At 51.2% G+C, this 20,928-nt stretch carries 5 protein-coding genes and 1 pseudogene; all 6 read right to left on the bottom strand.

What is annotated here, in order from left to right:
* Complete coding sequence (locus EPA93_RS15055; protein WP_129888303.1) at nucleotides 1–4,599, bottom strand: non-ribosomal peptide synthetase; 4,599 nt, start codon at nucleotides 4,597–4,599, stop codon at nucleotides 1–3.
* 7 nt (nucleotides 4,600–4,606) lie between these two features.
* Nucleotides 4,607–5,242, bottom strand: a complete 636-nt coding sequence (locus EPA93_RS15050; protein WP_129888302.1) for a phosphopantetheine-binding protein — start codon at nucleotides 5,240–5,242, stop codon at nucleotides 4,607–4,609.
* Entirely contained in the window at nucleotides 5,125–12,243 is a 7,119-nt protein-coding gene (locus EPA93_RS50325) for a hybrid non-ribosomal peptide synthetase/type I polyketide synthase (RefSeq protein WP_277988976.1), read from the bottom strand. Before EPA93_RS50325 ends, EPA93_RS15050 begins: the two co-directional genes overlap by 118 nt.
* On the bottom strand, nucleotides 12,213–12,701 hold the full coding sequence (locus tag EPA93_RS50320) for a beta-ketoacyl synthase N-terminal-like domain-containing protein (RefSeq protein ID WP_207229554.1): 489 nt from the start codon (nucleotides 12,699–12,701) through the stop codon (nucleotides 12,213–12,215). The genes EPA93_RS50325 and EPA93_RS50320 overlap by 31 nt, the downstream gene beginning before the upstream one ends.
* Nucleotides 12,702–12,711: 10 nt before the next feature.
* The gene (locus tag EPA93_RS15030; RefSeq protein WP_165423126.1) at nucleotides 12,712–16,023 is read right to left on the bottom strand and encodes a non-ribosomal peptide synthetase; all 3,312 of its coding nucleotides are present in this window, start codon (nucleotides 16,021–16,023) and stop codon (nucleotides 12,712–12,714) included.
* 4 nt (nucleotides 16,024–16,027) lie between these two features.
* Nucleotides 16,028–20,841, bottom strand: a pseudogene (locus tag EPA93_RS50725) (condensation domain-containing protein); the annotation flags it as partial.
* Between the last annotated feature and the right edge of the window lie 87 nt (nucleotides 20,842–20,928).

The raw sequence follows: 20,928 nt of genomic DNA, 5'->3' as shown, positions 1-20,928 counted from the left end.
CTAGGCTTCTCCTTTCTCAAACGTGACTTGCTCCAGCACCGCCTGCAACTGCCGGGCTGAGAGCGGCTGGCGAGATGAGGTGACGGGGGAAGCCTGCGCACAATAGTCGGCGAAGCGGCGCAGATGGAAGAGGTAACGCTGGCTGAGCTGCTGGATCGTTGTCTGGGCGTGCAGCTGCTGGCTATACGTCCACTGCATTCGCAATTGCCCCTCCTGTACCAGGCAACTGACATCGAGAATATGCACCCTTGTATTGTAAGGGCCAAAATCGGGGCCGGTAGACTCCTCTGCCAGTTCAAAGAGGGACTCGCCTGGCAAAGTTTCAATAGATTGTCCAGCATAATTAAAGCTGATGGCAGGAGTGGGCATGTGGCGCAGACGCTGGGCCTGGGGATGCTGGCTCAGGAAGCGCAAGAGCCCATAACTCCATCCTCCCCCTGGCAGCCGCTGCCGTTGCCGAGCCACCGCCCTGATCTGCTCCACGACATCTCCCTGCCCCTCTAGATCCAGGCGCAGAGGAGCTATCGCCGTAAACCATCCCACCGTGCGCGTGAGATCCTGCTCGGGCTTCCAGTTCTGGCGTCCATGACTCTCCAGATCCACCCACACCTGCTCTCGTCCTGTCCAAGGCGCCAAAGCCAGAACCAGAGCCGCCAACAACGCTTCGCTGACCTGCACCCCCAGCACTTTGGGCACTCCCCTGAGCAAGGCCTGCGTGCTCTCCTGCTCCAGGCTCTCTTGCAGCGTCCGACTGCTCCCCTCGGTATTGGCGCCTGCCGGCCAATCCAGCGGCACGCCCATCTCCTCCTGCTCAGCGCGCTGCTGCTGCTCGCTCCAGTAGGCCAGTTGCCCAAGCACAGCCGGGCTCTGGGCATAGCTCGCCAATTGCTGAGCCCACCCCCGCCAGCTGAGCCCTTCGACCGGCAGGTCCACAGCCTTGCCCACTTCGGCAGCTGCATAGCCTTGCGCCAGCTCTGCGAGCAGGATGCGCCAGGAGACGATATCGCTCACCAGGTGATGAGCCAGCAGCAGCAGACGTTGGCTCTGCCCCGCTCCCAGCTCGAACAAGGCAGCCGCCAGCAGGGGACCACGCTCCAGATCCAGACGCTCGCGCAGGCCTGCGCTCACTTCCTGCAGGATGCTCGCTTGCTGCTCGCGCGCGAGGCAAGAGAGGTCGAGCTGCACGAAGGGCAAGGGAGCTACCGGCTCCTGGGGACGCGCGCGATGGCCGGCAGAGGCTGGGAAGCAGAGATGCAAGGCATCGTGCAAGCTGAGCAGATGGGTGAGGGTTTGCTGCAAGGGGGTGAAGGCAAGACGACGCTGGCAGCGCAAGAGCAAGGACATGCTCCAGGAGTGCGCCTGGGGTAAGGCTTGTTCAAAGAACCAATGCTGGATCGGCGTCAGCGGCGCCTCTTCCTGAACCTCAGCTTGCTCTTCGGAATTCTCTGGCCTGGCCTCAACCATCGCGGCTAAACTGGAAATGGTAGGATGCTCAAATAGTTGCTTCAAACTAATCTCCATGCCTGATTGCCTGACTTTAGCCAGGATAGTAATGCCCAGAATAGAATCCCCACCCAACTCAAAAAAGTTGTCATGGACACTAATACGCTCGATCCTTAACACTTTCTGCCAGATTTCTGTCAGACGTGCTTCAGCGGGGGTAGATGGCTCTGCATAATCCTGCCTGTTAATCGTATGATCATTTTGCGGGGAAAGGAGCGCGCGTCGATTAACTTTGCCATTAGGGGTCAAAGGAAGCCCTTCAAGCGCTATATAGGAGGACGGCACCATATAAGCTGGCAGGAATTCCTTCAGATATTTTTGCAGCTCATTTGTCGAGCAAGATTTTCCTTGCCTGAAAACAAGATATGCTACTAGCATCTTACTGTCTGCTTCTGTGGTGTGCAAAACCACTACTGCATCGCTTATAAGAGGATGTTCTCTTAGCACGGCCTCAATTTCGCCTGGTTCAATACGGAAGCCGCGCAATTTTACTTGCTGGTCACGTCTGCCCAGGAATTCGACAGCACCGTCTTCTCTCCATAATGCCTGATCGTCAGTTTTATAGAGGCGCTGACCCGCTTTCTTACTCCAGGGATGAGGAATAAAGCGCTCTGCTGTCAACTCCGGCCGGTTGAGATAGCCCCGCGCCAGCCCACCGCCTCCAATGTAAAGTTCTCCTGCCGCTCCAATGGGAGTCGGGTTGAGCCTCTCGTCCAAAATATAGGCTTGCGAGTTAGTAATAGGCCGGCCGATAGGGATGGGATCGGAAACTTGCTCCGGCCGTGTCATACCATAACAACAGCTAAAAGTTGTCCCTTCAGTGGGTCCGTACCCATTGATTAAGCTATCTACCCATCCTCGTTCCAGCACGCGCCCGACCTGCTTTGCCCCTAATATATCTCCTCCTGCCAGGATTTGTTTTACTCCGTCTACTGCCTCTATATGCTCTTCAACGATTTGATGGAAAAGGCCAGCGGTTAACCAGAGTGTTGTAATGCCGTGATCTCGAATGACTTGCTTGATACCTTCTAAGGTAGGTATCTCTTCTCCATAAAGCGCTAGCCTTCCTCCATTAAGTAAAGCGCCCCACAGCTCGAAAGTTGAGGCATCAAAGGCGATGGGAGCCAGCAGCGCTAATACTTCATCTTTTCCCAGCCTGACATAGTTTGGTTGCCAGACAAGTCTCACTACATTTCTTTGAGTTACGGCTACGCCTTTCGGCTGACCCGTGGAACCTGAAGTATACATGACATAGGCCAGCTGCTGACTGCTAAGCGCAAGGTCCAGATTCAGCGCTGGCTGTACAGCAATAGATGGCCAATCGGCATCCAGATAAATTATCTTTCCTGTAAAATCAGGCAATCGGGCCTGGAGTGCTTTCCGCGTTAAAAGGAGGGGAGCGTGTGCGTCGCTCAACATCCAGGCTAGCCTCTGCTGCGGATACTGAAGATCCAGGGGGAGATAAGCCGCGCCAGCTTTCAGAATTGCCAGGATAGCTACTATAAGATCGATAGAGCGTTCCATATAGACGCCTATCAGCTTCTCTTCAAGAGCACTATTCTGGCGAAGGAGATGAGCTAGCTGATTAGCGCGACGATTAAGCTCAGAATAGCTTACCTGCACTCCTCCCTGATCTAGGGCTATGACATCAGGGCAATCTTCCGCCTTTGTCTCGAATAGCCTGGGCAGATTGCTTTCCTTTGGATAAGGCCTGGCAGTGCTATTCCAATGTGTCAGTACCTGCTCCTGAACTGCCGCAGGAAGCAAGGGAAGATCAGATAGACGAAAATCTCGATCCTGACAGTCTGCAAAGCTCTCCAGAAGCGTTTGCAAATGATTTAAAATACTATGGATTTTGGTAGCTGTAAAACACCCAGTGTCATAGATGATTTGCAGACAAAGCTTTTTGCCCGGTAATACCACTATGCAGAGCGGGTAATTTGTTCCCGCGAAAGAACGTAAGTTATGGCTGTTCATCTCCAACGGTTGTTCTTGTCCAGAAATAGCAAGCGTCTCTGGAAAATTTTCAAAGCCAAGCAGGCTCTCAAATAACGGCTTGCCTGCCGGTATCTTGCTCCAGCTTTGAATCTGTGTCAGCGGAGTATATTCGTATTGCTGTGCTTGAATATAGCCAGTCTGTAGTTCTTGTAACCAGTCGAGCAAGGGACAATGATGCTCAATAAATACACGTAAAGGCAGGGTATTAATAAAGAGACCGATCATTGCCTCAATACCTGCTAATGTTGCAGGGCGCCCCGAGCTGACAACGCCAAAAACAACATCGTCTTTGCCACTGTAGCGGCTCAAGAGAAGTGCCCAGGCTCCCTGTATCAGTGTGTTTACAGTTAAGCGCCCACGGCGAGCTACTTGACGAAGTTTTGTAGTTATTTCCTCGGACAGATACACTTCCTGGACATGCTGATTGGCTGGCTGGCTGGCTGTTCCCAATTTCCTCAGGACCAGGGGAGTTGGTATATCAAATCCGTCGAGATAGCTTCTCCAGAAGTTCTCTGCTGCCTGCATGTCCTGCTTTTGCAGCCAGGCAATATATTCATTATAGGGACGAGGCAATGGCAAATCGAGTTCACGTTGCCGTTTGAAAGCATCATAGTAAGCAAAAACTTCTTCAAGTACGTGGGAGCTAGACCAGCCATCAAGGAGCAGATGGTGAAAACTCCAGGTAAAATGATAGGTTGTTTCATCGAGACGGATAAGGCTGAGATGCATAAGCGGGGCGTGCGCCGGCTCAAATCCTTGCTCGCGTTCAGCCTGCAAAAGGGCTGTAAGTTTCTGTTGTTGCTCATGGGCAGCAATCATTCGCCAATCGCACTCGTGCCAGGGCAGAGGTACCTGTTTTTGCACAACCTGCAAAGGCTTCTCCACTTTTTTCCAGACAAAGGCTGTACGCAAAATGGCATGCCGATCAATGACATGCTGCCAGGCTCGTTTAAAGGCTATGACATCAAGATCCGCCCGAAATATCCAGCTCCACTGTAAAACATAGATACCGGAGGTAGGGGCATACAAGCTGTGAAATAGCATCCCTAGTTGCATAGGCGAAAGAGGATATACCTTCTCCAAGGCTTTCTCTTGCATTTGTGCTCTACTCCTTTGTTTCACTCAACTCTGACATGAGATTCGTCATGTCCTCAGAACTCAGTTCCACTGAGATATTCTGAGTTGAGGTACTCCCCGTTGCTTCCAACTTGACCGATTCGGCAGAATGCTCTCCTTCCCTCGCGAGCATTAAGGCAGCAATTGTCTGATGTTCAAAAAGATCCTTCAGTGTGAAGGAGAAGTTTGCCTGATTGGCGCGAGCGATGATGCTGATGCCAAGGATGGAGTCCCCTCCCAGCTCAAAGTAGTTGTCCTGCACTCCCACCCGCGGCACCCGTAACACTTGCTCCCAGATATGCGCTAAGCTCCGCTCTTCTTGCGTGCGCGGAGCCACATACTCCCTCTGCTCCTCCCTCCTTGCTTCCTCTGCCTGCCCGCCCTCAGCCAGCAAGGCGCGCCGATCCAGTTTGCCATTGGCCGTTAAGGGCAGCCGCGGCAGTAGCCGATAGCCGGCCAGCTGCATATAGCTGGGCAGCTGCCGACCCAGCGCCTCTCGCACCTGCTCTAGTGAGAGGGCGTGTCCCGGCTCGGGCACCAGGTAGGCCTGCAACTGCTTGTGCGTCGAGGAGCTTTCCTGCAAGAGCACCACCGCCTGTTGCACACCCACCTGCCTCTTGAGCACCTGCTCGATCTCCTCCAGCTCGATGCGATAGCCATGCAGCTTGACCTGCTGGTCTGCCCTCCCCACAAACTCCAGCTCTCCCCCTCTCCCCAGCGCACCAGATCTCCCGTGCGATAGAGCCGGGTCCCTGGTTCCTCTGAGAAGGGATGGGGTACAAAGCGTTCGGCCGTCAGCTCAGCTCGCTGCACATATCCTCGTGCCAGCCCATCACCTCCCACATAGAGCTCCCCTATCTCTCCTCTGGCCAGCGGCTGTAGGTGGCCATCAAGCACATAGGCGCTCGAATTGGCAATCGGCCTGCCAATCGGCACCGTCTGAGCGTCCTCAGGCACCTGCGCAACCTCGGAGAACGTGCTAAAGGTCGTGTTCTCCGTTGGACCATACACATGCACCAATTTCCCCTTTCCCTGCACCTCGCGGGCCAGCCGGATCCAGGCCGGATCAGCACGCTCCCCGCCAAAGAGCAGAGTAGAAACGCTTCCCAGGGTGCGCGGGTGGGTGGCCAGCAGTTGATGCAGCAACGCCGTGGTCACAAAGAGCACCGAGACCGCCTGCTGCTCTAGCTCTTCCTGCAACTGCTCAGGCGCCAGCAGGCTCTCGCGGGCGATCCCGATCACCCGTCCCCCATTGAGCCAGGCCCCCCACAGCTCAAAGGTCGCCGCATCAAAGGAGAGGGTCGAGGCTTGCCCCACCCAACTGTGGGCATCGAGGCGCACATAGTCGGGATTGCAGACCAGCCGGCTCACCGCCTGCAGAGGAACGCTGATGCCCTTGGGCGCTCCGGTCGAGCCCGAGGTGTAAAGCACATAGGCCAGTTGCTGGCTATGGGCAGCGGCTGGTTGAGGAAACGACTCCGCTGGCGCTGGCTCAGCCTCCAAAGCATCCAGGCAGAGCACACCTAGCCCTGGTACCTGCGGCAATTGGGAGCGCAGAGAGGAAAGGGTGAGCAGCAAGCGCGGTCGCGCATCCTGGAGCATGAAGCGTACCCGCTCAGCTGGATAGCTCGGCTCCAGAGGCAAGTAAGCAGCCCCGGCATGCACCACCGCCAGCACTCCCAGCAGCAGGTGGGGACCGCGAGGCAGATACAAGCTCACCACCTCCTCGGCCCCCACTCCCTCATCACGCAGATGAGCCGCCAGCTGCTGGGCTTGCTGCTGCAGGCAGGCATAGGTCACGTGCTCCTCGTGCCAGACCAACCCGATACGCTCTGGCGCCCGGGCCACCTGCTGGGCGAAAAGGGAGGCCAGGCTCTCGTGCTGCGGGTAGGGCCGCTGCGTCTGGTTCCACTCCCACAGCACCCGCTCTCGCTCCTCTTCACTCAGAAGTGCTGGCGAAGAGCTTGAATCACTTACCGCGATGCGAATGTCATCGATAAGAAGCTCAGGATTAGAAGTGATTATCGTCAATACATGCAGGAATTGTTGGAGCCAGGACTTGATCGTTTTCTCGGCAAAAAGATCAGCATTATAGTCACAATTCAGCTCAAATTCCTTTCCTTGTTTGACAACATTCAGATCCATCTCAAACTTGGCGGTTACTGCACTGCCCAATGCTTTATCAATCTTCGCCTGTAGACCTGGGAAAGTCGGCTCTTCCAGAACGTCGAGATTAAAAGTCGCGCTAATCAAGGATGGTCGGCTTGCATCACGAGCCAACTTGAGCCGCCTCATCAAGCGAAATAGCGAATAGGCCTGGTGGTCATAAGCATCAAGTAGCGTTTGCTTTACCTGAGCTAGATATTGAACGAAGCGCACTCCTCGCTCAAGATGGCTATGTATCGGCAAAAGATTGACACAATGGCCCACGAGATGTTGGCCTCCAGCGGTCGATTGCCCTGCGCCTGGAACACCTACTACAATGTCGTGCTGTTTTGTCAGTTGATGTAAAAAGACCTGAAATCCTGCCAGGAGTACGCTGAAAAGCGTACATCCGTTTTGTCTCCCTAATTTTTCTAGTCGCGAAACTAGTTCCGAATCCAGATTGCTTTTTACGCGCTTTCCAGTATAGGTCTTAAATGCTGGTCGAGGCTGGTCAAGGGGAAGTTCCGTCACAGGTATACCTTCAGGGAATTGCTTCAACCAGTAGGTTTCCGCTCGGGCTATTTCCCCGTTTTGCTCTAATGCCGCAAGCCAACGCACATAATCGCTATATTGCATGGCCTCTGGTAAGTCAGGTGCGGAATGATGGCAAGCAGCAGTATAGAGCTCGCCTAGTTCTTGCAAAATTATGCCACAGGACCAGCCATCGACAACAAGATGGTGATAAAGCAGGACAAGCAAAGAATGATGCCTCTCCAGCCTGATCATCCCGGCGCGGAATAAAGGTCCATGCACCAGATCAAAGGGCTGCTGCCGTGCTTCTGCGAGCCAGCTTGCAATCCGCTCATCCTGCTGGTTCTGTTCGAGTGCAGAAAATTCAAGCACCTCAAAATCCAGCTTTCGGGTAGCAAAGATACATTGGTAGTCACCAGAAGGACTAAAAGTGGCTCGCAGGGACTCGTGACGATTGACTAACTCTTGCAGAGCAACCTGCATAGCTTCTTCCTGGAGAGGACCATACAAATGCACAACAAGCGCTTCGTTATAAGCACTCGATACCTCTTCTCCCATTTGAGACATCACCCAGACTTCCTGCTGGGCATCCGAAAGCGGAAAATGCTGAACTTCTGTCTTGTGAGGCTCGTTCCCCCGAGGCGGAGTTGAATTGGGCTGCTCAGGGAAAAAACCTCCCTCCTGCATCTCGGCAATACTACTAGCAACGGCCAGGCAGATCTGTTCGATATCGCTTTCAGTATGGGCGGTTGATAGAAAACAGTTGCGCCCTTCCCAGATATAAATCCCCTTCTCTATCATGTGATAGAAAAAGACCTCTTCAGCCAGCGCAGGAACTTCCTGCGCAAATACGAAACGGAAAAGCGAAGAAAAATGTACAAGTTTGAGTGGAGCCTGGCGCTGTTCGCAGATGAGATTTACACGCTCTACTAGAGCAGAGGTACGCGTTTCCAATACATTATTGCTTTCCTCGACTCGCTTTAAGATAGCGCAAACAACAGGCATTATCAGTGGATGTTTGAAATAAGTGCCTGCGACAAAAGTTTCTCTTGCCTCTGGCAAAGATGCATCACCGTAACTCCATTGCCCCCCATCAATAGTGTCCATATAGGCTGCTTTGCCAGCAATAGCGGCAACAGGCAATCCTCCGCCCAACGCTTTGCCATACGTGGTAATATCAGCCTGGATACCTACCAGGCCTTGAATGCCGCGTGGATGCACGCGAAAGCCAGTCACAACCTCATCAAAGATGAGAGCAATGCCGTGCTCTTCTGTAAGCAGCCTGAGCTCTCGCAAAAACTCTGGCAGAACGAGATCAGGCCTGCGGCTTTGCAGTGGCTCAACGAGAACGGCCGCCAGTTCATGCGCGTGGCTTCTTACCACATTCAACGCTTGAGCATCACCGAAACGCAGAATAATGACATCCTCAACCATGTTAGGTGGAATACCTGGAGCCATTGGTAGTGCCAGCATCTGGCCTTGCTTATTCTCCCCGGGAATTACCAGAATGCCATCAAAGGTGCCGTGATACGAGCCTGCAAACAATGCGATTTTTTGGCGCCCGGTTGCAGCTCGCACCAGGCGCAACGCTATCATGACAGCCTCTGTTCCAGAGTTGCAGAAGGTAGCCCGTTCGTTACCAGTGATCTGGCAAAGCAAACGTGCAGCAATTCCAGTTTGATCGGTTTCGATGCCAATGCGCATACCTCGCTTGAGTTGTTGTTCTACAATCTCTTCAATAAACGATGGTGAATGCCCAAACAACAAAGAACCGTAACCCATTGCTGTGTCTATATATTCATTCCCATCAACATCCCATATACGCGCTCCATGGGCAGAGCTTACCACCAGCGGATAGACCAGCTCTTTTAAGGCCAGACGGAAGCCCTTTACCCAGCGACTATCAGCGAGAAAAGGACGATAATCGCTAGCGTACTGTTTTGAGCCCCGGGTTCGCAGCGTGTAGCGTTGAATAAAGCGCTCCAGATATGTCTGCTGGCGAGATGTCAACTCAGCATTGAGCCTGCTTCTTACCGGCTGATAAGGGATAAATGGTCTGGGCACCTCCTTATTAGAAGGGAGAGAAACTGGCTGGGCCATCAGGGAAGCATGAACATTTTCAGGTTGTGAAGTCTCCATCCCGGGAGTAGCTTCTGGCGCCGCACGGAGCAACGCTAGCTGTTTTTCTATGACTTGCGAAACTAGCTGAAGCTGTTGCTGCATAAGCTGCCCGATATCGTTCGCAGTAACAGCAGGAGCGGCTGCTCCATTGGTTGCCTGGGAACGACCCTCCTTAATAGAGTAGAGACCATACTCAGCGTCATCATGAGTAGAAACCGGACTTGTGGTAGACTGCTGAACATCCGAAATGGGCACTTCAGTTGAAGGAAGGAGCGCAGACAACTGTTCGGAAGATATGTTCTGCTCGATAAGGGCTGCCAGCTTATGAATAGTTGAGTACTCTTCCAGGAGAAGACGAAACGGGATGCCGAAACCGAATCTATTCTGAATCATCTGGCTTGCCTGTAGAAGGGAAAGAGAATCTGCTCCCATTTCAAGGAAGGTTGTCGTTGAATCAATATTTTCGCTATCTTCTCCTAGCAACTGGCTAAAATCTGTCCGTAAAAGAGCGGCGATTTGTTCTCCGCGCTGAGATAGCCCCGAAGGCATCGAAATTTCAGACATTGCTGCCTCCTGCTCATCTCCCCTGGTTTTTTGTGGCGACAGAGCTACTGAAGACCCAGGGGTAGAGAGCCAGTAGCGTTTACGCTCAAATTGATAGGTTGAGAGGGGTACACGGCATCGTTCTTTGCTAGCATAAAGGCGTTCCCATACAACATTTCCACCCTCTAGCCAGAGTTGACCCAGCGCATACAAAAGTGCCTGTGTGTCGGATCGATACTGGCGATGGTCCAGAGAGGAGAGTATCGTGTGCCGGGGTGTCTTCGGCAAAGCTCGGTGGACGAGTGAACTGAGAGTACAACCAGGCCCTACTTCGAGGACCAACCCTTCAGTCTCGCGCAATAATGTCTCGCAACCCTGGGAAAAGCGTACTGTTTCTCGCAAATGCCTGCCCCAGTAAGCCGGGTCAGTAGCCTCTCCTTCCGTAATCCAGGTTCCTGTCACATTTGAAATATAAGGAATGCGAGGCTTTTGCAATTGAATAGCGCCAACAATGCTAGTAAATTCTTCAAGGATTGGCTCCATCATGACAGAGTGAAAAGCGTGAGAGGTAGATAACATTTGATGGGCAATGCCCTGCTGCTGCAAAGTTCGTTTCAAAGCTTCAACTGCATCGATTGGTCCAGCCACAACACAGCGTGAAGAACTATTAATAGCTGCTAAGGATAGCTCTTGATCCAGCAGCGGAAGAATGGCAGCCTCGGGAAGAGTGATAGCCATCATTGCTCCCCCTGGCAATGATTGTATGAGCTTTCCGCGTTCGGCCACAATTTTTAATCCATCTTCTAGAGAAAAGACGCCGGCCAGGCATGCAGCGATATATTCTCCTATACTATGGCCTAGCATCGCTGCTGGCTGGACTCCCCACTTCATCCACAACTGACTGAGCGCATACTCTATGACAAAGAGAGCCGGTTGAGTAATTGCCGTTTGACGCAACAGTTGCGCATCTCGCTCCGACGCACGCTGCGCAGGATAAAGGATATCACGTAGATCTCTTCCTAAGTGTGGATAAAGTAAGTCGCAACAATGGTCAACCGTTTGACGGAAGGACGGTTCGTCTCTGTAGAGATCCTCTGCCATATAGACATATTGGGCACCCTGGCCGGGAAAGAGGAAACACACCGGGCGCTCTCTTAGGTATGTTACGTTGGTAAATATTCTTTGCTTATCCCTTGTTTCTAGAGCCTGTATAGCATTATCTGAACGAGAGCAGACAAGAATACGCCGATGATTGAAATGTTGACGTCCTACTTGCAATGTATAGGCAATATCGGCAAGATCAGAATCAGGTAATCTTTGCAGGTCGCTGGCAAGGTTATCCGTCATCTTCTCCAGCGCAGAATCAGTTTTGGCCGAAAGCACTAAAAGATGCCAGGGGACCTGACGCTCAAACGCTGTCTGCGCTGGAGCCTCTTCCAGAACAATGTGTGCATTTGTCCCTCCTATACCAAAAGAGCTTACGCCGGCCCGCCTGGGAAGTTTATCGCTCCCCCACTCTTTGAGCTGGGTGTTGACATAGAAAGGGCTGTCAGCAAAATTTATTTTGGGATTGGGAGTTTCATAATGCAGGCTTGGGGGAATCTTGCGGTATTTCAGTGCTAACGTTGCTTTGATCAAGCCTGCTATCCCTGCTGCAGCGTCGAGATGTCCAATATTTGTTTTCACTGAGCCGATGGCACAAAAGCTTTTATCAGTTGTACCGTGAGAAAAAGCCTCAGTTAGCGCAGCTATTTCAATCGGGTCGCCAAGAGGGGTTCCAGTTCCATGGGCCTCGATGTAAGAGACCGAAGTTGGATCAATACCTGCAACAAGGTGGGCAGATCTGATCACCTGCGCTTGCCCATTTACCCCTGGAGCCGTAAAGCTTACTTTCTCTGCTCCATCGTTGTTGATTGCCGACCCTTTAATTATGGCGTAGATATAATCTCCATCTTCCAATGCTTCGCTGAGCCTTTTAAGCACCACGATGCCAACGCCGCTACCGCTGACTGCGCCCTGAGCCTTTGCATCAAAAGCCCGGCAGTGTCCATCTGGGGATTGTATGCCTCCCTCCTGGTACATATAGCCAACCTGTGGATCTACATCCAGGCTGACCCCCCCTGCCAGTGCCATATCACACTCGCCATTTAACAATCCTTGACTTGCCAGGTGCACGGCAACAAGAGAACTAGAACACGCGGTCTGGATATTGAGAGCGGGCCCTCGCAAGTTAAGTTTATAGGAAACACGCGTTGCTAAATAGTCCTTGTCCGCGCCAAGTACGATCTGATAATCACTGAGCGCACTAAGCCGTTCTCGATTGGGATAGACATTCTTCCAGAGATACTCATTAATGCCCCCCCTGCGTAGATTCCTATCGGCCCTTTAAACGTCTGAGGATCATAGCCGGCATTCTCTAGCGCTTCCCAGGCACATTCAAGAAAGAGCCGGTGTTGAGGGTCTATGATCTCAGCTTCACGGCTAGAATACCCAAAAAATGCTGCGTCAAACAGGTCTATATCTTCCAGAATGTGCCTGGCTTTTACATATTGAGGATTGCACAACACACGCGGATCAACACCGTTTGCTAACAATTCCTCATCGGGAAAAAACCTGATGGTTTCTCGACCTTCCTGTAAATTTTGCCAGAACTGTGCCAGCGTGTTGGCTTGAGGAAAGCGACCTGCCATCCCAATAATAGCAATTGCTAAATCTTCATTTTGATACGCTGCATCAGTAGACATACAAGTTTCCTTACCTTTCCACGGGTCGGCGTCGGTTTTCCATCCTTTGCCGGAGACGACCCTTCCCACGGCTGATTCTTTCCTCCTGCTCGCCTGCCTGCTCTACCTCTCGCAGTATCTCTTGTTTTTGCTCTAAAGAAGCTGTGAGAGCGCGAATGGTTGGATTCCTGAAGAAGTCAATCAGGGATACTTCCCTGTTAAGCGCTTGTTGAAGCTTACTATGAAATTGCATGATGAGAAGCGAGTGCCCTCCCAATTCAAAAAAGTTATCGTTGATGCCTATCTTCTCAACGCCCAAAATTTCTTGCCAGATGCTGGCACTTAAACGCTCAAGGGGCGTACTCGGTGCAATGTATTCTGTGGATGCTGTTTGTGGTGGTAGCCGTGGATAGGCGACTAAGGCCTTGCGATCAATCTTGCCATTAGTTGTGAGTGGCAGCCTGCGTTGTAAATTGATCGAAGCGGGAAGCATATACGACGGAAGTTTCTCTTGCAGATAGCGACGCAGCTGCAAGCTGAACTCAAGCGCCTCAGCAGAAGAAGGGTCGCACTGAACTGAAGTGTCAGGCACAACGTAGGCAGCAAGGCTTCGATGTCCAGAAGATTCTTCCTGGGCTACCACCGCTGCAGATCGTACAAGAGAATGTTGATTAAGCGCGACCTCTACCTCTCCCGGCTCAACGCGATATCCCCGTAGCTTCACCTGACTATCACGGCGTCCCAGGAATTCAATCACGCCATCGGCAAGATAACGGGCCTGATCTCCTGTCCTGTAAAGTAGAGCTCCGTTCCTCTGTCCAAACGGGTCAGGTATGAAGTTCTCTGCTGTGAGCTCGGGTCGGTTGAGATAGCATTGTGCAACCCCCAGGCCGCCAATATAGAGCTCCCTCAAAATTCCTTGAGGTACCGGATGGAGCAGATTATCAAGAATGTAGATGGATGTATTTGCTATGGGACGGCCAATCGGGATAGTAGGAGAAGCGAGCGAGGGCTCCTTGTTTTGCAGATCATAAATAGTCGCCGTAATGGTTGTCTCGGTCGTGCCATATGCGTGAAAGAGGCGAATCCTTCCCTGCGTATATTGTTGCCAGGTGGTAAGTGGCTTCGTTAGAGTTGTATCGCTTCCTACAACCACCAGGCGTAGCGCCTGGGGGAGCAGCCTGGTGCCGCTCTCAACCGCCCTCATCCATTCATGCCAGTAAGGTGTGGGCAGATTAAGAACCGTTAACCTCAAACGCTGTACCCAGATAAGAAAATCTTGCAGTTGACTCGTTTCTTGCTCAGGCTTCAATATCAGAGTAGCCCCTTTGCTCAAAGTAGCGAAGATTTCTTCCGCCGCCACATCGAAGCTAATGGAAGCAAACTGTAGAACGCGATCGCCAGGTCCCAGCGCATACTTTTCATTGATCGCGAATGTATGGTGAACTAAGGAACGATGAGGAACTACCACGCCTTTAGGTTGGCCTGTCGAGCCTGAGGTGTAGATCACATAGGCAGCATTTTCTCCAGACAAAGCCGGCTGAGGCGTGCAGAGCGCTCCTACCGCCTTTCCCCATTCTCTCTCCAAGCAGATGATCCTAAAGCTTCCTGTAGGCAACGACGCGCAATAACGTTCCTGTGTCAAGACCATTGAGACATGGGCATCGGCTAGCATAAAGCTCAATCGCTTTTGTGGGTATGTTGGATCGAGGGGAAGATAGGCTGCGCCAGCTTTCAGGATTGCCAATAGAGCAATTATAAGTTCTGAAGAGCGACCCAGGTAAACTCCGATCAGCGTCTCTGGACCCGCTCCCTCCTTCGTGAGAACGTTCGCCAGGTAATCGGCGCGCTCGTTCAGTGCTTGATAACTGATATGTTCTTCTTTATATACAAGAGCAATGCTGTCGGGAGAACGCAGGGCCTGGCTCTCAAAAAGATGGTGTAGACAGAGTGCTTGTGGATAGTCAATGCTCGTACGATTCCATTCTTCGATGATCTGGAGGCGTTCCGCTTCGGTTAATAATGCCACTTCGAGTGGATGCTGATCGACATTATCAATCAAATGCGTGAGGAGTGTCTGCCAGTGACCAAGCATACGTTTGATCGCAAGCCGCTCAAAACGCGCTCGATCATATTTAATTTCTAGCGTGATCTGCTGATCTGCTATGCCAATCGCCGTAAGTGGATAGTTGGTTTGTTCAGCAGTTTGAAGCGTTTCGATGCTCAGAGCATCTGTCTGATTCCATCCGCTCTCTTTAGGATAATTCTCAATGACGAGAATACTCTGAAAGAGCGATTGTCCTCGTGGCACCTCGCTCCAATTTTGGATCTGTACAAGAGAAGCATACTCATATTGGAGCATCTCACCTACTCGCTCCTGAAGCTGTTTAAGCCATAAAAGCGCCGTAGTGTCAGGATCAATCTGCACGCGCAAGGGAAGCGTGTTGATAAATAGCCCGACCATTGCCTCGGAGCCTGCTAAGGTTAGTGGGCGTCCAGAAGAGACAAGACCAAAGACAACATCCCTTTCTCCGCTATAATGGCTGAGCAGTAAGGCCCAGGTTGCCTGTAGAAGCGTTCCCAACGTAATGTGGTTCCTTTTCGCAAAAGCATACAATGTAGCGCTATCTGATGCTGAGAGATGTACCTCTTCTGCACCACCCTGACTCCTTTCTCCTCCCGCTGCATCCTCAATATGCTCGATAGGCAGTGGCGTAGGCACTTGAAACCTTTTTAGGAACCGTCGCCAGAAGCTTTCTGCGCCTGCTTCGTCTCGGAGTTGTAGCCAGCCAATATAATCCCCATAGGGCCTTACGCTTGGTAGGTGAGCTATGCGCATCTGCAGAGCTGCATGGTAAGTCTCCCATACTTCTCCCATTACCAACGCGGCCGACCAACCATCGAGAATAATATGATGGCTGCACCATACGAAATAATAAGCCTCATTGGCTGTCCTTACTAGTTTAAAGCGCATTAAGGGAGCCTGGGTGAGGTCAAAGCGGCAAGTTTGATCTTGTTGCAGCAAAGCTTGCAGATGCGTTTGCTGCTCGGCCGAAGATAGAAATCTCCAGTCTTCTTCTTCCCAGGGAAGGCTAACTCGGAGCCGGACGACTTGCAACGGCTTATCTAGTTCCTTCCAGTAGATAGAAGTTCGTAGGATAGCATGCCTCTCTACTATCTTTCTCCATGCCAATTTGAACTGAAAAGTATCTAGCTCACCGTGTAAGCGGTAGCAAAATTGCACGACATAGATGCTCGCTTTCTGTGCATAGAGAGTGTGATAGAGTATTCCCTGTTGCATTGGCGAAAGCTCATAGATATCTTCAACGTTACTTGCCTGCATTTCACACCTCATCTCCGACGAAATTCTTGACTTTTGAAAGGACTTTGATAAGATCTTTCTGGCTGGTACGAGCCTTCGGAAATTGCGCAGGGGTCGGGGTGCTGGCTTGGATCACCTGATCTGGTTGAAGCAGGGAGCGCAGTATCCGTTGAAATTCTTGAGCTAACTGTGCAATTGTTGTTTGATTGTAGATAGTACTGCTGTACGTCCACTGCGTGGAAAGCTTGCCTTCATGCATAAAGCAGTTCACTTCGATGAGGTAAGGGCGCATCCCCTGCTGACTATGATAAGGTCCACAAAATGTCTGCATCGGTCTCCAAAGATCAGTTTCCTCTAGTTCCTGGCTCCCCAGATAGTTAAAGCTTATCTCGGCTTGAGACAAGGCTTTTAGCCGCTCACGAACTTCCTTTTCTGCTGATAGAAAGCGTAAAACTCCATAGCCAATCCCTTTCTCAGGAAGGCGTTGCAGATATTTTTTGACGATCTGCAATCCCATTTCCGGCTCCTGCGCCTGAACCAGATCGAGAACAAGCGGAGTGAGTGTCGTAAACCAGCCAACCGTTCGAGTCAGATCAATCCCTTCTCTGATTTCTTCGCGCCCGTGCCCTTCTAGATCTATGGCTACTTTTGATTGACCAGTCCACTGCTTTACAGCTAAGGCCAGGGCCGTCAGCAGTATATCAGTTACCTGTGCCTGGAAGACAATGGGCATTTCTCGAAGGAGCATTCGTGTTTCTTGCCCATCAAGGTGTACAAGAACGTCTGCAGCGGTAGCTTCGAGATTGAGGCCATGACTATAATCTGCCGGCAAGCGGGGAACAGTTTCTTGCGCATAAGCTAACCAATAATCTAGTTCCTCTTGTGCTGCTTGTGACTGAACATATTCATGTAATAGAGAAGCCCATTGTTTAAACGATGCGGTCTTCATCAGGTAAAGTGGCTTTCCTTGCGCAAATTGTCTATATGCTTTCTGCAAATCTTCTAACAGAATGTGCCAGGAGACAGCATCGACGACGAGATGATGCGCAACAAGAAAAAGATATGTTAACCGTTGAGGTCCCAGAGTAAAGAGAGTTGCCCGTATCAATGGTCCACATGTAAGATGCAAGCTGGTTTGCAGCCGAGCAATAATGCTCTCCATAGTTAAAGATTGTTCTGCCTCTGGAAGCGCTGCGAGATCAACAAGCGTGAATGGTACCAATGCATCGGGAGGCACAAACTTTTGCTGCCAATCCCGCTGCCCATCTCTAAAGAAGCGTAGCCGCAGAGCATCATGCTGCTGGAGCAAGAAGCCTAGCGCTTTTTCCAGTATGGCGGGCGAAAGCTTTTCCTTCAATTGTAAGAGCCAGGCCATGTTCCAGTGATGAGGGTTGGGAAGCTGCTGGGCAAAGAACCAGCTTTGAATAGGCGTCAAAGGGGCCTCACCCAGGATGAATCCCTGCTCTGCCTGGGTAGATCCACCTGTTGCGCTAAAGGCATGAAAAGCGAGCGCTGCGATAGTTGGGTAGCGGAAGAGCTGCCTGGGCGTTATTTTTAAACCAGCCTGCCTGGCCTGATTACAGACGCTAATAGCCAGAATAGAATCTCCGCCCAATTCAAAGAAATGCTCATAGATTCCAATACGCTCGACCTTCAACACGTTGCTCCATATATCTGCTAGCAACTTCTCAACGAAGCCTGTAGGAGCAACATATGTATTGCTCCTTGTTGTCTCGCTTTGTTCAGGCACAGGCAAGGAACGCCGATCAAGCTTGCCATTTGGCGATAAGGGAAGATCAACAAGAGGGACATAGAAAGAAGGTATCATGTGGCCAGGCAGGTGTTCCTCCAGAAAGACACGTAACTCGCCTGGCGAAAAGGTGCTGGCTGGCTGCATTACTACATAAGCAACTAGCCTCTTATTTCCAGGTTCATCTTCTCTTACAAGCAGTGCACAATCACGAATCGCGGGATGACGTCGCAAGGTTGCATCTATTTCACCCAGTTCGACCCGAAATCCTCTTAGTTTGATTTGTTCATCATTCCGTCCAATATATTCTATGGCTCCAGAATCGAGATAGCTGACGATATCTCCTGTTTTGTAGAGCCTCTCCCCTGGTTCTGTACTGAAAGGATGTGGAATAAAGCGTTCAGCGGTCATAGCCGGACGATTGAAATAGCCACGCGCAAGTCCTGCTCCGCCAATATAAAGTTCGCCTGGAACCCCTACGGGGACAGGTTGTAAACATGGGTCCAGCACATATAGCTTGACATTGGCGATGGGATGCCCAATAGGTGGGGGCGTTTGTATATCCAGGCATGGTTGGACAGACGCCCATACCGTCGTTTCCGTAGGGCCATAGGCGTTAAACATATGTCGTCCTTCAGCCCAGGTAGCAACAAGAGATGCAGGACAGGGCTCTCCTGCGCAGATCAATGTCTGCAAATGGGCTGGAGGCACGTCAAATGACAAAGCGGATAGGATTGAGGGCGGAATCGTAAGGGTCGTAATCGCCTGTTCATAGAGCAGGGAAATCAGTTCGGGACCCGAACGAAAAACCTCCTGTTCGGCTAAATGCAGAATGGTTCCAGCGCCCCAGGCCATGACAATTTCAAAGAGAGAGGCATCGAAGTTCAACGACGAAAACTGCAGTATACGCGATGCAGGCTGCTGCTGAAAGATATTGACTTGTGCCCAGATCAAGTTGACAACCCCTTTATGCGCAAGCATAGCACCCTTGGGATAGCCAGTAGAACCCGAGGTATAAATTATATATGCGAGATTCTCGCTGTATGTGTGGCTCTTGGGATTGCAATCCTGCTGCTGGGAGAGCTCTGGCAATTGGTCAAGACACATAAACCTGGCTGGCGCGGCCCAGGTCATGCGCTCTCTTAGGGGAACTGTAGTTATCAGGTTTTTTAGAGCGGTATCTTGCATAATGAACTGTAGTCGCTCTGGCGGATATTGAGGGTCAAGGGGCACATAAGCCCCCCGGCTTTGAGAATAGCTAGCACAGCTACAATCATCTCGACTGAGCGTTCGAGACAAAGCCCAACAAGCACATCCGGGCCAACTCCCTGATCTTGCAAGTAGTGAGCTAGTTGATTGGCTCGCCGATTAAGTTCCCCATAACTCATGTGCTGACTGCCAAAGATGAGGGCTATGGCTTCGGGCATGGCCTCTGCTCGCACCTCAAATATCTGGTGTAGACAACTATCCTGAGCATAGGCAGTTTGCGTTGTATTCCAATCATAGAGGATAGTTCGCTGCTCAACAGATGAGAGTAAAGTTATTTCTGAAAGCGGAATATCTGGTTGGGCAACGATTTTTTCAAGCAAAACATGAAAATGCTGGCACATTCTTACGGCGGTGCTGGCATCGAAGAGGTCTGTATTATACTCAATATACCCCGTGATGCCCTTATTCGCTTGAGTAAGCCACATTTGCAAATCACACTGCACGGTACCATTATCTATTTCAATGCTCTGTAGGCTGACATCAGCCATTTCTATCTGATCCAGGGGAAAGGTCGCCAGGGCGAATGAAACCTGGAAAAGGGAATTATAGCTCAGGTTGCGTTCCGCATGCACTGCATCCACCAAATAATCTAAAGGAACATGGGGATGGGCGTAGGCCTGCAAACATACCTCCCGAACCCTGCTGAGCGCTTTACGGAAAGAAGGTCTATCTGATAAATTCGTTCGCAACACAAGCGTATTAACAAAATAGCCAATAAGCCTCTCGACTTCCGGCTGATCGCGTCCAGAAATAGCGGCCCCCACTACGATCTCCCACTGTCCACTATAGTAAGCAAGCAATATCTTATATGCAGTTAATAGCGTCATGAAGAGCGTTGCGCCTTCCTGGTTGCTCAAATCCTGAAGGGGTCGATACAACGAGTCGGGCAGCGTCAGCGCTACACGAGCGCCATTGTAAGTCTGCATAGATGGACGAGGCCTATCGGTGGGCAGTTCTAGAAAGCTTGGCGCTCCATCTAGCTGTTCTTTCCAGTAAGCAAGCTCGCTAGCCAAATTATCGGGAAGCCATTGCCTCTGTCCACGTGCGAAATCACTATACTGGAAGGGAAGAGGAGATAAAGCAGGCGTCTCTCGGCGCACAAAGGCAGGATAGAGCATAGCTAATTCTTGAAGAAGCACTTCCATAGACCAATCATCTGAAATACTATGATGGAATGTGAATAGGAGTAAGTGCTCTTGAAAGCCCAATCGGAAAAGCGCTATTCGGAATAATGGGCCGGACGACAGGTCAAATAGGCGCCGTGACATCATACGCATCAGTTCTATGGCGATATGGCTTCGGGCATCTGTTGACAGTGAGAGAAGATCAACGACCTGGAACAGGAGCTTACAGTCATCTAGAACCAACTGAACCGGCTCAGATCCACTTATCTCAAAGGAGGTACGCAAGATTTGATGACGCTGCATAATTTCTTGTAAACTTTGTTCCAATGCCCAGATAGAGAGCGGCCCCTTAAGACGATAGGCATATGGCAGGTTATAGGCAATATTCTCTGGCTCTAATGTAGAGAATAGCCACAATGCTTGCTGCGTAAAAGAGAGGGGTGCCGATACGTTTTCTGGTACAGCAACAGGGAGCGTCTTGCTTCTTTCTTCCTGCTTCGTTCGTAAGGTCTGCTCAACAAGCTGAGCGAACTGCATCAGGACCGGACAAAGTAGAAGATTTGACAACGAAACTTCTATCCCGAACGCTTCGCGGATACGGGCAACAATGCGCGTGGCCAGCAATGAATGACCACCGATTTCAAAAAAGTTATCCTCAATGCTGATTGACTCCACACGCAAAATATCTTGCCAGATGGCTGCTATGCTCTCTTCCAATGCGTTCCTCGGAGCTACAAGAGGTTTGTGCCTGACGTTTTCAGGTCTGGGAAGCGCTTTACGGTC

It is taken from the genome of Ktedonosporobacter rubrisoli (genome assembly GCF_004208415.1).
Taxonomy (GTDB): Bacteria; Chloroflexota; Ktedonobacteria; order Ktedonobacterales; family Ktedonobacteraceae; genus Ktedonosporobacter; species Ktedonosporobacter rubrisoli.
This window is presented reverse-complemented; position numbering and strand designations above follow the sequence as displayed.